General features: G+C 46.1%; 13 protein-coding genes. 4 read left to right on the forward strand and 9 right to left on the reverse strand.

What is annotated here, in order from left to right; genetic code table 11:
• Nucleotides 1-69 precede the first annotated feature (69 nt).
• The gene (locus tag NQ117_RS19020) at nucleotides 70-1,455 is read right to left on the reverse strand and encodes a class I SAM-dependent rRNA methyltransferase (RefSeq protein WP_258279596.1); all 1,386 of its coding nucleotides are present in this window, start codon (nucleotides 1,453-1,455) and stop codon (nucleotides 70-72) included.
• 190 nt (nucleotides 1,456-1,645) lie between these two features.
• Between NQ117_RS19020 and NQ117_RS19025 the strand changes: the two genes are divergently transcribed.
• Nucleotides 1,646-2,611, forward strand: a complete 966-nt coding sequence (locus tag NQ117_RS19025; RefSeq protein WP_258279597.1) for a Na/Pi cotransporter family protein — start codon at nucleotides 1,646-1,648, stop codon at nucleotides 2,609-2,611.
• On the opposite strand, the gene deoC is transcribed toward NQ117_RS19025, so the two are convergent.
• The 8 genes from deoC to NQ117_RS19065 all read right to left on the reverse strand — a co-directional run bounded on the left by deoC (nucleotide 2,544) and on the right by NQ117_RS19065 (nucleotide 10,255).
• Nucleotides 2,544-3,254: a deoxyribose-phosphate aldolase gene (gene deoC, locus NQ117_RS19030; protein WP_258279598.1), complete on the reverse strand. Its 711-nt coding sequence runs from the start codon at nucleotides 3,252-3,254 to the stop codon at nucleotides 2,544-2,546. The genes NQ117_RS19025 and deoC overlap by 68 nt on opposite strands.
• 5 nt (nucleotides 3,255-3,259) lie before the next feature.
• Entirely contained in the window at nucleotides 3,260-3,691 is a 432-nt protein-coding gene (locus NQ117_RS19035) for an NUDIX hydrolase (protein ID WP_258279599.1), read from the reverse strand.
• Between the two features lie 127 nt (nucleotides 3,692-3,818).
• On the reverse strand, nucleotides 3,819-5,168 hold the full coding sequence (mtaB, locus tag NQ117_RS19040) for a tRNA (N(6)-L-threonylcarbamoyladenosine(37)-C(2))-methylthiotransferase MtaB (RefSeq protein ID WP_258279600.1): 1,350 nt from the start codon (nucleotides 5,166-5,168) through the stop codon (nucleotides 3,819-3,821).
• A 3-nt stretch (nucleotides 5,169-5,171) separates the two neighbouring features.
• Nucleotides 5,172-5,939 carry a 16S rRNA (uracil(1498)-N(3))-methyltransferase gene (locus tag NQ117_RS19045; RefSeq protein ID WP_258279601.1) on the reverse strand — a complete coding sequence of 256 codons (768 nt, stop codon included), beginning with the start codon at nucleotides 5,937-5,939 and terminating at the stop codon, nucleotides 5,172-5,174.
• Between the two features lie 173 nt (nucleotides 5,940-6,112).
• On the reverse strand, nucleotides 6,113-6,793 hold the full coding sequence (locus NQ117_RS19050; RefSeq protein ID WP_258279602.1) for a site-2 protease family protein: 681 nt from the start codon (nucleotides 6,791-6,793) through the stop codon (nucleotides 6,113-6,115).
• Nucleotides 6,794-6,860: 67 nt separating this feature from the next.
• Nucleotides 6,861-7,841 carry a 50S ribosomal protein L11 methyltransferase gene (gene prmA / locus NQ117_RS19055; RefSeq protein ID WP_258279603.1) on the reverse strand — a complete coding sequence of 327 codons (981 nt, stop codon included), beginning with the start codon at nucleotides 7,839-7,841 and terminating at the stop codon, nucleotides 6,861-6,863.
• Between the two features lie 216 nt (nucleotides 7,842-8,057).
• Nucleotides 8,058-8,231 carry a YfhD family protein gene (locus NQ117_RS19060; RefSeq protein ID WP_258279604.1) on the reverse strand — a complete coding sequence of 58 codons (174 nt, stop codon included), beginning with the start codon at nucleotides 8,229-8,231 and terminating at the stop codon, nucleotides 8,058-8,060.
• A gap of 161 nt (nucleotides 8,232-8,392) precedes the next feature.
• Nucleotides 8,393-10,255: a fibronectin type III domain-containing protein gene (locus NQ117_RS19065; protein WP_258279605.1), complete on the reverse strand. Its 1,863-nt coding sequence runs from the start codon at nucleotides 10,253-10,255 to the stop codon at nucleotides 8,393-8,395.
• A 485-nt stretch (nucleotides 10,256-10,740) separates the two neighbouring features.
• On the opposite strand from NQ117_RS19065, the gene NQ117_RS19070 reads away from it, so the two are divergent.
• The 3 genes from NQ117_RS19070 (at nucleotide 10,741) to NQ117_RS19080 (ending at nucleotide 14,674) form a co-directional block, all read left to right on the forward strand.
• A complete protein-coding gene (locus NQ117_RS19070) occupies nucleotides 10,741-12,267 on the forward strand; it encodes a glycine betaine uptake BCCT transporter (protein ID WP_258279606.1) in 1,527 nt (508 codons plus the stop codon).
• A 212-nt stretch (nucleotides 12,268-12,479) separates the two neighbouring features.
• Nucleotides 12,480-13,379, forward strand: coding sequence for a polysaccharide deacetylase family protein (locus tag NQ117_RS19075; RefSeq protein WP_258279607.1), 900 nt, complete (start codon nucleotides 12,480-12,482; stop codon nucleotides 13,377-13,379).
• Nucleotides 13,380-13,402: 23 nt separating this feature from the next.
• Nucleotides 13,403-14,674, forward strand: coding sequence for an MFS transporter (locus NQ117_RS19080; RefSeq protein ID WP_258279608.1), 1,272 nt, complete (start codon nucleotides 13,403-13,405; stop codon nucleotides 14,672-14,674).
• Nucleotides 14,675-14,767: the final 93 nt, after the last annotated feature.

A 14,767-nucleotide genomic window follows, 5' to 3' on the forward strand; every position in this document is an offset into this window, starting at 1 on the left:
TCCGACTTTGTTATGTGTTTGTTAGTTAGTTAGATGAGACGGTATCTGATAGAGCCATATGAAAAAGCTTTATTTGGAGCGCACTTCAAAGATTGCGAATTTCAAATAATGCCCTTCATCGACACCTGCAATTTGCGGATGGTCTTTACCAGCAGCACGCCATTCAATAAGGCGAAGCACTTTGCCAGCATCCTGCGCCGCATCAAGAATCGATTGCATAAACTGATCTGGTCTCATATGGAAGGAACAGCTCGCCGTTACGAGGTATCCACCATCGTTCACCAGCTTCATGCCTTGCAAGTTGATATCTTTGTAACCGCGATATGCTCCTTCAACGGCATGGCGTGTTTTTGCAAATGCAGGCGGATCAAGAATAACGACATCCCACGTACGTCCGCCGCCAGCGGTCATCTTCTTCGATGTATCTACTTTTTTAGCAGCGCCGCCCACTTCATTGCGCTCACTACGCTCATCGCGACCGCGAACTTGATCACGCAAATAATCGAATGCATCGGCAACGACGAATTCCACACGATCTGTGAAATCATTCAGCTCAACATTGCGCTTCGCGCTCTGAATCGCGTGATCGGAGATATCGAGGCAAGTAACCTTTTTCGCGCCATACTTACAAGCGTGCAGCGTGAAGCTCCCTGTATGAGCGAAACACTCTAGAACCGTTGCTCCATCCCACCAAGGGAAATTAACTACGTTTCCATTCGCATTGACTGGAAGCTGCTGAGTCCCATCTTCCGTTTCAACCGTTTGCAAAGTGATTCCACTGCGCTTGCCCCAGCCTTTCATCAATGGTGCGATAGAAGCACGGTTCTCACGTTGATCGAAGAAATAACCTGTCTTTTGACCTTCTACGATGTCTACTTCGATAATCAGGTCATTCTCCTTCACTTGTACGTGGCGCGGGCATTCTCCGTACAACAAGCCAGTGCGCTGCTCTAATCCTTCTTTTTCACGGATCGGCACATCACTGCGCTCATAAATGCCTTGCGGCTTCATAACTTGAACCAAGGCCTCAATAATGGCGTCACGACACAGATCCATACCCAATGTCACAATCTGAACAACGAGCACATCGTCAAAACGGTCCACAACTAGACCTGGCAGGAAATCTGCTTCCCCATATACAAGACGATAAGCTGTAGCCCCTTGCAAGAATCGATCGCGATGTGTCAAGCAAGCTTCGAATCTAGAAACAAAGAAAGCCGTGTCCATCACGTCAATCGGTTCATAGCTCACAATGCGAACGATAATTTGTGACTCCGGATTGTAATAGCCTGTCGCGATGTATTTCCCCTTTTCATTCCATACATCGACTAATGCCCCTGGCGTAGGATCCCCTGATACAAGTTCAACCTCAGATTGGAATACCCAAGGATGAGAACGTTCGATACGCTTCTTTCGCGCACGCTTTAATTGAACATATGGACGCTGTTGCTGCATGTTTATTATTATTCTCCTCTACTGATAACTAATTTCAAGTTCAAGCCGGAATACCAAAACCCGAATAGAGTTCGTCTATCCATGATAGTCATGGTTGTCCCTTTTCGTGCATACACATGTCCTAATGATAGTACAAGCAGACAGACTTATGAGCACCTTTATTGATAAAGGTTCGAAAAGGAGCCGGCCTATGATGCAATCTATTATTTTTCCGCTTATCGGCGGATTCGCACTTTTTATGTTCGGAATGAAAATAATGGAATTCGCCCTCCACTTATGGGCGGGACCCCATTTAAAACGGCTGCTGCACCGCTCAACGAGCACACCGATTCACGGAATGCTGTTTAGCTCTGTTATGACCGCAATTATGCAGAGCAGTACTGCGATTACCGTTATCTCTATCGGCTTAGTTAACGCCGGTCTGATGACCTTCCAGCGATCTCTGGGCATCATTCTAGGCACAAATATAGGTACGACGTTGACGACAGAGTTAATCGGTCTAAATATCAATCATTATGCATTACCCTTACTGCTCTGCGCTGTAACCGCATGGATCTGGGGCGTAATTGCCAACGATATATTTCCTGATATGTTACCAAGTCTACATACATGGTGGAAACCGCTGCAATATGCGGCCATTGCAACGGCTGGATTTTCGTTCATTCTATTTGGTATCGAATGGATGAAGGCCATTAGTGAGCCCTTGCAGCAGCGCGGCTTGTTTACGTGGTTCCTTGAACGTTCCCAAGATAGCCTTCTATGGGCGCTGCTAGCCGGCATGATTATCACAGCGCTCGTACATAGCAGCGCAGCGATTATTGCCATGGCAATGGGCCTGTCTGCAACCGGCGCACTACCTGTTGAAGTGGGCATAGCAATTGTCATTGGTTCCAATGTCGGGACCTGCTTTACAGCCTTAATCGCTTCACTTGGCGGAAGCCGCAGCGGACAATTCGTCGCCTGGAGCCATGTTGCCTTAAATGTAGGCGGAGCATTGCTATTTTATCCACTCATCCACCTGCTGCATGATATATCCGCGATGATTTCAGGAACCGAATCTGCTCAAATTGCTCACGCGCAAACGATATTTAATATTGCGAGTTCTCTTCTGGCGCTCCCGCTGTGCTATTTGCCGCTGTGGAAACGCCTCCGCTAACGATCGCAATGCCCGAGCTTGTACCAATACGATTCGCTCCCGCTTCAATCATCGCGAGTGCAGTCGCACGATCTCGAACGGCACCTGATGCTTTAACACCAATAGCAGATGACACATTCGCTCGCATCAAGCGGATATCTTCAACTTTTGCACCACCAACACCGAAGCCTGTGGACGTTTTGACGAAGTGCGCTCCTGCTTGCTCGGACAATTTGCATGCCGTTATTTTCTGTTCATCATTTAACAACCCGGTCTCGAAAATAACTTTGACGATTGCTTTCCCCTCGACCATGCGCACAACGGCAGCAATATCTGCCTCAACCGCACGATGATTGCCTTCGATTAGTTGGCCAATTTGCAGTACCATATCAATTTCTGTCGCGCCGTCTTCCACAGCACGAGCAGCTTCAAACGCCTTTGCAGATGGCGCATTAGCACCTAATGGAAAACCGACTACAGCCGCTATGTTCACAGAGGAACCTGACAATAATTCACGACAAGCAGGAACCCATACTCCATTCACGCAAACACTATAGAATTGATGCTCAAGCGCTTCTTTGCATAATTTCTCAATTTGTTTGGAATTGGTGTCAGCCTTAAGAAACGTGTGATCGATGTACGAAGCAAGATTCACGGTTGTCATGATGATTATCCTCCTATGCGTAGACCAAGTTTTTGGAATGCCTTATTTACAATGATATCATTGTTATCATACCCAGATTGCTTCTGCTGCTGCCATGCAGCCTCAGGTGTGAACCAGCTCACTCCGCGAATTTCTTCAACTTGCGCTTGCAAGCTTCCGCTTTCTTCCTCAATCAAATAATAATGAACTTCCTTATCCACAAGACCATGCTCAGGATGGTTGTATTGATACTTGATCATGTCAATCGGCTCAATAATGCGGCCATGAATGCCAGTCTCCTCCAACACCTCGCGCAGTGCCGTTTCTTCGATCGTTTCTCCAGGCTCCATCTTTCCCTTCGCCAACGAAACTTTGCCATAACGGTCTTGTATAAGCTGAATTTCCCATTCCCCTTCACGTTTGCGGAATACAACTCCACCTGCCGAAATTTCCTTCATCCCCGTTCCTCCTTCTATGTGTTATCTATATCCTATCCCAAAAGAGGGAGGATTTCACCTCTGCCTTAGCAGCAAGCAAAATCCTCCCATCTATACCTGTGTGTTCAACCTCTATAACGAACAGTTATTACATGTTCGCAGCTTGATTCAGTACCTTCTCATCAAGTACACGCACAAGCACACCTTTGCACTCATTCACGCCAGCTTCTGTCACTTTAACACGGCACAATTGTCCGATCAAAGATTCATCGCCTTCGAAAATAACTTGCAAGTAGTTGTCGGAGTAGCCCATAACGTGGCCTGTTCCAGGTGCTCCTTTATAGTCGCGCTCTGGAATGATGTCCAATACTTCTCCAACGAAATGTTCTGCATATTGCAGCTGCATTTGTTCAGACAAGTCAATCAGCTGATGAACGCGGTCATTTTTAACCTCTTCATCCACTTGGTCTTCCATACGAGCAGCAGGTGTTCCCGTACGCTTGGAGTAAGGGAATACGTGCATCTCAGAGAAGCCAACTTGCTTCATAAACTCGTAGCCCTCACGGAACTGCTCATCCGTTTCACCAGGAAAACCAACGATAACGTCCGTCGTAATCGCTACATCTGGCATCGCTTCACGGATGCGAGCAAGTTTCGTAGAGAACTCTTCTGTCGTATATTTACGGCGCATACGCTTCAATACATCTGTATTACCAGCTTGCAGCGGAATATGAAGGTGACGACACATCTTCTTCGAGTGTTTCAACAATTCAATCATCCGATCGTCAATCTGGCTCGCCTCGATAGAGCTGATGCGAATGCGCTCTAGTCCATCAATTTTGTCCAAGTCCCACAGCAAATCTGTCAAATCGTAATTTTCCAGATCATCTCCATACCCCCCAGTATGGATACCTGTCAGGACGATTTCCTTGTAGCCCGCAGCAACGAGCTGACGCGCTTGATTCAGTACACTCTCGGATTCACGGCTGCGGGACAAACCGCGTGACCATGGAATAATACAGAATGTACAGAAGTTGTTGCAGCCTTCTTGGATTTTGAGGAACGCACGTGTGCGCTCTGCAAAATCAGGTACGTCCAGTTCTTCGAATGCTCTCGTCTTCATAATGTTGCGAACCGCATTGATAGGCTTGCGTTCCGCATGAATTTGACCAACAAAGTCCATGAGCTTCTCACGGTCTTGTGTACCAATAACCAAGTCCACGCCTGGAATATCCATGATCTCTGCTGGCGACGTTTGCGCGTAGCAGCCTGTTACTGCAATAATCGCGTCTGGATTGCGACGCACGGCACGGCGAATAATTTGACGGCTCTTTTTATCTCCCGTATTCGTCACCGTACATGTATTAATTAGGTAGACGTCTGCTGTTTCCTCGAATTCGACTTGGTCGTAACCTTCCTGTTTGAACAGCTGCCAGATGGCTTCGGTATCGTAAAAGTTAACTTTACAGCCCAAGGTGTAAAAAGCTACCGATGGCATTGTTCACACTCCTCCCATTTCACCTGTTTCGTACAGCACGCACGTTAATGCCAACATGCCTGCTGTCTCTGCTCGCAATATGCGGCGCCCCAAGCCTACGCTTACAGCACCCGCATTCACAAATGTTTCTACTTCCTGTGCGGTAAATCCGCCTTCAGGCCCAACAATAATAAGAACTTCACCCTTGTCCGCTTCGTTCGCAGCCTTCGTTGCATAAGGCTGCACAACGTCGCGAATTTGAGTGCCTCGTTCATCTTCATAGCAAAGAAGTACCAGATCGTATTGCTCCATTGCCTGTACGAGCTGTTTTACGCTCATACTTGGTTTCATATCAGGAACACGGTTGCGGTGGCTTTGCTCAGCAGCTTCCTTCGCTATTTTGCTCCAGCGCTCCAGCCGCTTCGCTTCTTTCTTGCTGTCGTATTGTACGACTGTCCGATCCGATTGGAACGGAATGAAAGAAACAGCACCGATCTCCGTGCATTTCTGAATAATAAGCTCCATCTTGTCGCCCTTTGGCAAGCTTTGCGCAATCGTTACCCGACATGCCGCTTCAGCCGTCGTCTCCCGATGCTCGACGATGCGTGCTTTCACTTGCTCGCTGTCTGCTTCTACAAGCTCTACCAAAGCTTCTCTAGCTTCTCCATCACTGACGATGAACTTTGCGCCTGGCTTCGATCTCATGACACGAACTAGATGATGTGCATCCTGTCCGGTAATAATGACTTCTTCGTCGCCAAATTGCGCAGGTTCTACAAAATATTTTTGCATTGTTATCAACATTCCTCATCATACAACTTTATTCACTCAAACGCTACCGAACTGGATGACTTATAAAAGGCTGATCTTATAATCTTTGCAGATCACCTTACTTCCACCATTCTCAGTCTTATAGCACTTTGAATTATAGCAGCGCTGTTGAATTGTGCTTCGGTTCAAAGAAGTTATGCAAAGATTCCTAACCAGAATTGAATGATACCCATCATCATTGGTTCCACAAGACTGAATAAAGGTTCAATCGTGACAGCTCTAAGCGGCGGAATGAACACGATTAACAAGAAGATAAAGACAGACCACTGTTCAAACTGCGCCAGCTTGCGACGGACCGGAAGGGGGGCAAGCTCCTCTACTATACGGTAACCATCTAGCGGTGGCAGTGGAATCAAGTTAAAGATGAACATGACAATATTGAACTGCAGGAAATAAATAAAGAATATTTCCAAGGCCTCAGATACACGAGGATTGCCTGTCCCTAAATCAACCCCAAGACTAAAAATAAGCAAATAATAGATAAACATACCGAAAAAGGCAAGCAGCAAGTTACTTAACGGCCCTACTGCAGTCACGATAATACTCATCATACGTGGCTTGTTAAAATTCGCACGGTTCACAGGTACAGGCTTCGCCCACCCGAACCCTACAATCACGAATAGCAGCAAGCCAAAAATGTCGATATGCTTGGCCGGATTTAATGTAACACGACCAAGCATTTTAGCCGTCGGATCACCGAACTTGTGTGCAGCATAAGCATGTGCAAATTCATGAACCGCAAATGCAATCAATAATACAAGCACGACAAATGGCAGATGATCTATAGGCACTCGAAAAAAACTATTCCAATCCATTCTCTCCCACGCCTTTCTGTTCAGACATCACGTACATGATAATCATTGAAATTGAAATGACGTTAACCTATACTTTGCGAGCAACCATAGCGATCCAATCTTCGTCACGATGCTTCGCTTCAATAACGAAGCCGCCCTTGATTAGCTCCTGCTCAACAAGCTCTTCTTTGTTCTTGAAAATACCAGAAGCGATATAAATACCGTTCGGTTGAAGCGCCTTGTAAACATCATCGATAAACAGAACGATAATCTCTGCCAAAATGTTTGCAACTACAACGGGAACAGGTAATGTTACACCTAATCCAGTGTCCTTGTTGTCACCATTTTGCGTATCGATAATTTTTAATAGATCGCCTTCACGTACCGTTACTTGATCGGACAATCCGTTAAGGCTGACATTCTCCGTCGCACTCGCTACCGCTACGGGATCAAGATCGATCGCCAGTACATGGCGAGCACCAAGCTTCATAGCGCCGATTGCCAAAATACCAGAGCCTGTCCCGACATCAATGACTTCTTCCCCACCTTGAATAACGCTTTCCAATGTGCGCAAGCAAAGAGAAGTTGTCGGATGTGTCCCTGTTCCGAATGCCATACCTGGATCAAGCTCGATAATTTTCTCGTTCTCTGATTCAGGTGTATACTCTTCCCATGTCGGCTTAATCGTCAATCGTTCCGAAACACGAATCGGCTTGAAATATTGTTTCCACGCATTGGCCCAATCGTCTTCATGAACGCGTCGCCAGCTCATCTTCACATCACCTGTATCGATGTTAAAGCTGCTCAATTCATCGATGCGAGCCTTCACTTCTTCTCCAACAGCTTGCAAATCTGTTCCGTCAGCAAAGTATCCTTGAATAACGGCTTGACCTTCAGGAATATCGTTCAAATCGTGCTCGTACCATTGTCCATAGCTCGTATCACGTTGTTTATTCAAAGTACCGGATTCTTCGATAGCGACTCCGCCCGCTCCAGCTTCATGCAAGAAATTAGAAATCATCTCCTGCGACTCTTCCGTTGTATGTATCGTTAATTCATGCCAATACACGTATTGGTGCCTCCCTTAAACTCTCATATTACATGCAGAAATAGGTCTACATCCTTACTATTGTACACAAAAATAGAACCCCTTACAATGACAGGCCAATAGCTGCAAAGCCACTAGCATCTGTCGTTAAGGGGTTCCGTTTTTGGCGTTGACCAATTTGCCACTTTACTCGAATCTAAAGACTACTACAGATGTGAAGATAGCGTCCAAAGCCTGCTACTGTTCTACGCGCGCATCAGCTTGACGTGCACGCTCCGCTGCGATGCGATCCGCCTCGTCTGCTAGCTCCTCAGAGAATTCAACATCCTCAGCTTTAGCTACTGGTAGCTTGCCACTTTGAACTCCTTGACCATAAAGGCTCGATTGCTTGTTCTCATCATGCTGTGTCATCGTAATCCCTCCAGTCACAAAATAGAACGATTGACTAAACCACTCATGAAGTAGGTCAATAGACATCATTCATTCTTTAAAATGACTGAAGGCACCATTATTTATCCTCCTTCGACCCATCCTTCATCATCCATCGTACGTACCAAGTCCTGTAGCGCTCTTTATTTTAAGCGCCATAGTGCCGGCACATTCGGAGGCTCCCAGCCTAACAGCGAAGTGTGCGGTTGACGACATACATACACCTTTCCAGCATAGGTCACCTCATCGGTTGCTTTATAGCTGACGCCTGCCTTCCAATCACTCGCACTCGGTGCTTGGCTCGTTGTTGCTTGAATCGTCGTACCTGTCGATTGATTCCCTGCCGCATCCCTAGCGGCGATTGTAAAGGTATACGTTGTATTGGCAGCTAATCCACTAATCGTTACACTGGCCGCTGTAACATTCACTTGTGACGTGCCATAGCTAACGGAATAACCGGTGACACCTATATTATCCGTGGAAGGCATCCATGTCAGACCAATAGAAGATGCTGTTGTGCTGCTGACAACAACATTCGATGGAGCGGTGGGCGGTGTTGGATCTGGAACGATCACTCCTGTCTTGACCGTTAACGGAGAACTGGCCGCAGATACATTACCCGCTCTATCTTTAGCTTTTACAGTAAAGGAGTAGGTTGTATCAGGAGCAAGCCCTTGAACCGTATATGCTGTACTAGCTGTGCTGCCGATTTTATTTATTCCTTCAAAAATATCGTACTCCGCCACGCCTACATTATCTATCGACGCTTGCCATGCTAAACTAACGCTGGTCGTACCTACAGCTGTTGTCCGCACTTGGCTTGGAACAGAAGGAGCTTGTGTGTCCGGAACTACGTTCAACGCATCAAGATATGCACGATGCCTCGTGGAGAATTCAAAGTTATTATAACGATCCCAGTTAATCGACCATGTCATCAGCCCGCGCATATTGGCATAGCCAGCTGGATTGCGTAGGACGTATCGACCGCCAAATGTCTGGCCTTTATATAAATAATCCAGTGCTTTGTGTACCTCACTTACAGTAGTAAACCCACCTCCTGCATTCACATTCGCAGGTAATCCGATCACGACCTGGTCAGGCCGCAGCGGAGCGAAAAATCGCTCATTGTTTCTGGCAACTGGGAAGCCCGTCAATACCATATCCGCCATCGCTACATGAAAGTCTGCATTCCCCATCGTATAGTACGTGCCATCGAGCGCTGTAATAGGCCCTGAATTATAATGCTGTACTTGCAGCCAATCGAGAATATCACGCACCGCATGAATAACTGGCAAATAAGCCCCAGCACGCGGATCTGCACCAGTGCCTGTGCCACCATAGAAGCTATAACCAACCTGGACAAAGAAAGTTTCTGGAGCCATCGTAATCATAAAGGATTCACCGAAGTGAGTATGGAGTTCTCTTATTGCTGAGATGAGGTTAGTTATGACCGGAGTAGTTGGGTTGCGGAAGTCTGAATCGCCATTATTTAAGTACAAGGAATGTCCTTCAAAGTCTATGTCCAAGCCATCAAAACCATAGGTCGTAATAATCGATTTCATGGAACTGACAAACTGATCGCGCGCTTGGGCAGTTTCTAACTGAACTTGGCCATTTGCACCGCCGATAGAGATGATTACTTTTTTGCCTAAGCTCTGTAAATATTGCACATCCGCTTTTAGTTCAGCTGGAGTAATTTGATACGGGGTAAATCCAATTGTTCCACCGCGCGGGCCGTTAGTCGGCTCAGCAAATGCAACGTTAATAACATCAAATTTCGGAGATACATCTCGCAGCCTTACATAGCCCGACCCGTTATCAAAGTTGTGCCAATAGCCAATGATTAACTTGTTATTGAGGGGCAAAGAAGCAACAGTTGAAGCATTAGGGCTATTATTGTCCGCAGATTCAGCGGCAACAGTAGCAGTTGGCAGGAGAGCGAAGATAAGTGCAGTAATCCATACCCATACAAGGGCCTTACGAGCCTTTACCAACCATACATCCATCAATTCATACCTCCTCCATTGTTGTTTACTCATAGCGCTGGCGCTTACATATTTAAGCGCCTGAATCTACTCGTTCAAATCACCCCCTTCATAAAGTCCCTATCAAAAAATGCTATTGCGTTATGGCAAGCTCCTCATGACAAGGTCAATTACAACAAATACTTGAATGGCGTGAAGAAAATACGATGGATGGAAGATGAGGTAATCGTACATGTTAAAAGAAAAAGCGGAGAATGTTGGTGATGTATTTTACTTATCATTCAATAATTAGATGATTTTGGATGGTTTAGACCTGATTCAATCCCATTCAACACGGGTAATTAATATGTCGTATTTATCATAATTAGGATTTTGCAAAATTCCACACAGTTGATCATCACGGACATATCGCCGCTCAAAAGAGACGCTATTCGTGTATATGTTGAAAAATGCTGTGTCAGAAGTGGAATTTTCCAAAATCCTGAGATTAGAACAGGAGTGAAGCAATGGTTTTTGTTATTTCTCTTATCATCATTATGTTTTTTGTATTATGGGGGTTGTTCGCCCCTGAACATTTAGGAGCAGTCACGGGTCAAGCCCTATCGTTTGCCACGAATAAGTTTGGCTGGTTCTATTTAATAGCAGCGTTCATCATCCTCGTTTACACGCTGTACCTTGCCTTCAGCAAATACGCCAACATCCGACTTGGGGATGAAGATGATGAGCCTGAGTATTCAAATGTATCTTGGTTTGCGATGCTATTTAGTGCTGGTATGGGGATAGGTCTTGTTTTTTGGGGTGTTGCAGAGCCAATCAGCCACTATATGGTCCCTCCTGAAGGCGACCCGATGACGGTAGAGGCTGCGCGTACAGCTTTACGTTACTCCTTCTTCCATTGGGGGCTTCACCCTTGGGGAATCTATACCTTGGTCGCACTTGGTCTTGCCTACTTTATGTTCCGTAAAGGTTATAAGGGGCTGATCAGTTGGACCTTTTACCCGCTACTTGGTGATAGGGTTAACGGGCCTATTGGTAAGGCAATTGATGTGTTAGCTGTCATCGCTACAGCCTTTGGTGTCGCAACTTCTCTTGGTCTAGGGGCGATGCAAGTGAACGGTGGGCTATCCCATGTATTTGGACTCCCGAATTCCGTTTTGATGCAAATTATAATTATCATTGTTCTCTCCATCCTCGTCTCGATTTCTGCCATATCAGGCTTGGATAAGGGGATGAAATTGCTGAGCAACACAAACTTGATCATCGCTGCAGGATTATTGATCATTACACTGTTGTTAGGGCCAACTTTCTTTATATTTGATACGTTTACGACAACACTAGGGGCGTATTTCCAAAATATTATTCAGATGAGCCTGCGTCTAACGCCATTTACCGAGGATTCTTGGGTTGCGAACTGGACCCTGTTCTATTGGGCATGGTGGATTACATGGGCACCATTTGTCGGCTCCTTTATTGCACGTGTTTCCAAAGGACGAACGATTAAAGAGCTTGTACTTGGAACGCTGCTGCTGCCTAGTGGATTTAGCTTTATCTGGTTCGCCACATTCGGCTCAACAGCACTGCACCTTGATATGTTCCAAGGCATGCCAATCGTCGAGGCAGTTAAGACAGATTTAACATCGGCGTTATTTATCACGTTGGAAAGCTTGCCTGCGGGTACGCTGCTTGCCGTATTGGCTATAATGCTAGTCGTCACTTTCTTTATCACTTCCGCAGATTCGGCAACGTTCGTACTCGGGATGATGTCCACGGACGGCAATCAAAATCCCGGAAAAGCAGTCAAACTAGCGTGGGCTATGTTTACCGCATTAATCGCTGTCGTACTGCTTATGAGCGGCGGGCTAAATTCACTGCAAAGTGCATCGATTATGACCGCATTACCATTTACCTTCGTGCTGCTTGGCATGGTCGTATCGTTGAATCGAGCGCTCAAAGCAGAAGATCGAGAACGGCGCCAACTAGAAAAATTAAAGCGTAAGCAGCTAGAGCAATTACTGCGCGCCAGCCAATCCTAATCCAGTTGGAGGGGGCCTTCGAACAGAAGGCCCCTTTTTTACTACTCCAATCCATTCGTGCGTGCTGCCCAATGTAAACGACATTTGTTTGAAACATATGCGTTTGCTGCATGCGTTCCACGTTCAATTTATTCAAAAGATGAATATGTTAGAGTAACGATAAAGTAAGCGATAACATTGTTAGCTATTTCATCAGAAAAGGAGGTTGCATCATGAATGGTGCTGAACGACTAGGATATTCCCCACATGACAGACTGCTTATTATTAATGCTGATGACTTCGGCATGTGTCATTCTGTTAACGCAGCCATTAAGCAGTTATTAACGGAGCAAGTAATAAGCTCTGCTACGGTGATGATGCCATGCCCCTGGTCCAAAGATGCTGTGAGTTGGGCTGCGAGTCATCCAAGCTATGACGTAGGTGTTCACCTCACCTTTACTAGTGAATGGGAGTCGTACAAATGGGGGCCTGTGAACCGTAACGGCTCCACCCTGTCATTAGTGGATAATCTCGGGCATTTTCCTGAACATTGCTTAGCCGTAGAAGAGCATGCTAATCCAGAAGAGCTGCGTGCGGAGATGATCAGTCAAATTGAAATGGCCATTCGTGCAGGTCTTGTACCTTCGCATCTAGATAACCATATGGGCAGCGTCTACGGACTGGCATCAGGTCAGGACTTCTTAGATATCGTATTCGACGTATGCGCGCAATACCAGTTGCCTTTCCGTATGCCGCAGCATGGAACATCAATCCCGCCTATTTTACAGCCCTTGGCTCAACAGCGTGCCGAACTCGGACTGTCTAAAGGGGTTTATATTCTAGATGATCTTATAGGGCTTCCTTACACAGGCCAGCCTGGAGATACGTATGACGGGGTCAAAGCTCAAATGACGGCCCTGCTGCGCAGTATTACTGCTGGATTAACCGAAATGATTCTCCATCCTGCTATCGTCACAGATGAGCTCAAGTCCATTACCCCGCATTGGGAGAGGCGCGGCATGGAATTCGAACTGTTCCGTGATCCTGACGTGCAGCAGGTCATTCGTGAAGAAGGTATTCAACTTATAAAATGGTCGGAAGTTCGCAATGCTCAACGCCGCTCTATTCCATAAATTGATGGAGGAGGAGATCACGAATGGGTGAACAGCCATTAGCAAGGAAACGAATGATTTTCTATGCTTCCGGCAACTTTTCAGCTAATGTGATGGCGCAAATGTTCGCTGCCTATATCGTGTACTACTATGTAGACATTTTAGGCGCTCGACCGTCCCATGTCGGCATTGTTATGGTCGTACACGGGATTATCGGTGCTATTCTTAATCCTTTATTCGGTTATGTCTCAGATCGATATCGAACGCGTTGGGGAAGACGTATCCCGTATATTGCATTCGGCTCCATTCCATTAGCTGCTGTGTTCACCCTTGTATGGTTTCCCCTAGCGCCTCAGAGCAGCATTATCTATTATTTTTTTGGTGTCGTCATTTTGTTTGATATTTTGTATGTGCTCGTTATATTGAATTATTCCGCGCTGTTTCCTGAAATGTTTATTACGATACGTGAACGTGCGGCTGCGGCATCTTGGAAGCAAATGTTCGGCATTGTCGGCATGCTCGTCGGTGTTGCGCTTCCTCCACTTATTTATAGTAAATACGGCTGGGAGTCGATGGGCTTAGCGTTTGGCCTTTGTTCTGCTGTCTTTCTTCTCGTTACAGCTGCTGGCGCCAAAGAACGCAAAAATGTAAACGCAACCAAACCAATCCATCTAGCTAAGGCCCTTCGCATCACGCTGCGCAATCGCATGTTTGTTATTTACGTCATTGGCGGATTTCTTGTTCAATTTACATTCGCCCTCGTACCTGCTGCTATCCCTTTCTTCAACAAATATGTGCTGAACGCTCCTGAGCAAGCAAATACGTATATGTTGGGCCTCGTCTTCCTAACAGCTATTCCGAGCGTTTATGTATGGGCACATTGGACAACGAAGTACGGTCCAAGGCGATCCATTCTAGGAGCGATTGCACTCTATATGGCCTCTTTGCTGCCACTCCTCTTTATTTCAACAAGTGCAGCAACTTATGTGACCAGTCTGTTTATCGGATTCAGCCTTGCTGGATTGATGGTGCTGTTGGAAATACTGCTTGCGGAAGTTATTGATCAAGATGAGGTGAAAAGTGGGGCTCGACGTGAAGGGATGTACTTTGGCATGAATGGCTTCATTATCCGTTGGGGTGTTTCTCTTCAAGCGTTAATTATGAGCTTTCTCCTTGAGCACACTGGATACGTACGCGATGCTGCGCAGCAGCCTGAGTTAGCGGTATTTGGTATACGACTTATGCTCGCGGGAATCCCTATCGTATCGCTACTATTTGCATTTGTTTGTTTCTATCGCTTAAAAATCAAATCATAAACTAAAAAACCTTAGCCGAGCAGCACTCAGCTAAGGTTTGCAGTTTCATTGGCCTAGTTTTCATATGACTAAACTCAATAAACATTTGCATAC

It is taken from the genome of Paenibacillus sp. SC116 (assembly GCF_024733555.1).
GTDB lineage: Bacteria > Bacillota > Bacilli > Paenibacillales > Paenibacillaceae > Paenibacillus_B.

Bases quoted from the DNA above. Each gene is read 5' to 3' on its own strand.
- NQ117_RS19020 (WP_258279596.1), bottom strand. From the start codon at position 1,455: ATGCAGCAACAGCGTCCATATGTTCAATTAAAGCGTGCGCGAAAGAAG.
- NQ117_RS19025 (WP_258279597.1), top strand. From the start codon at position 1,646: ATGATGCAATCTATTATTTTTCCGCTTATCGGCGGATTCGCACTTTTT.
- deoC (WP_258279598.1), bottom strand. From the start codon at position 3,254: ATGACAACCGTGAATCTTGCTTCGTACATCGATCACACGTTTCTTAAG.
- NQ117_RS19035 (WP_258279599.1), bottom strand. From the start codon at position 3,691: ATGAAGGAAATTTCGGCAGGTGGAGTTGTATTCCGCAAACGTGAAGGG.
- mtaB (WP_258279600.1), bottom strand. From the start codon at position 5,168: ATGCCATCGGTAGCTTTTTACACCTTGGGCTGTAAAGTTAACTTTTAC.
- NQ117_RS19045 (WP_258279601.1), bottom strand. From the start codon at position 5,939: ATGCAAAAATATTTTGTAGAACCTGCGCAATTTGGCGACGAAGAAGTC.
- NQ117_RS19050 (WP_258279602.1), bottom strand. From the start codon at position 6,793: ATGGATTGGAATAGTTTTTTTCGAGTGCCTATAGATCATCTGCCATTT.
- NQ117_RS19060 (WP_258279604.1), bottom strand. From the start codon at position 8,231: ATGACACAGCATGATGAGAACAAGCAATCGAGCCTTTATGGTCAAGGA.
- NQ117_RS19065 (WP_258279605.1), bottom strand. From the start codon at position 10,255: ATGGATGTATGGTTGGTAAAGGCTCGTAAGGCCCTTGTATGGGTATGG.
- NQ117_RS19070 (WP_258279606.1), top strand. From the start codon at position 10,741: ATGGTTTTTGTTATTTCTCTTATCATCATTATGTTTTTTGTATTATGG.
- NQ117_RS19075 (WP_258279607.1), top strand. From the start codon at position 12,480: ATGAATGGTGCTGAACGACTAGGATATTCCCCACATGACAGACTGCTT.
- NQ117_RS19080 (WP_258279608.1), top strand. From the start codon at position 13,403: ATGGGTGAACAGCCATTAGCAAGGAAACGAATGATTTTCTATGCTTCC.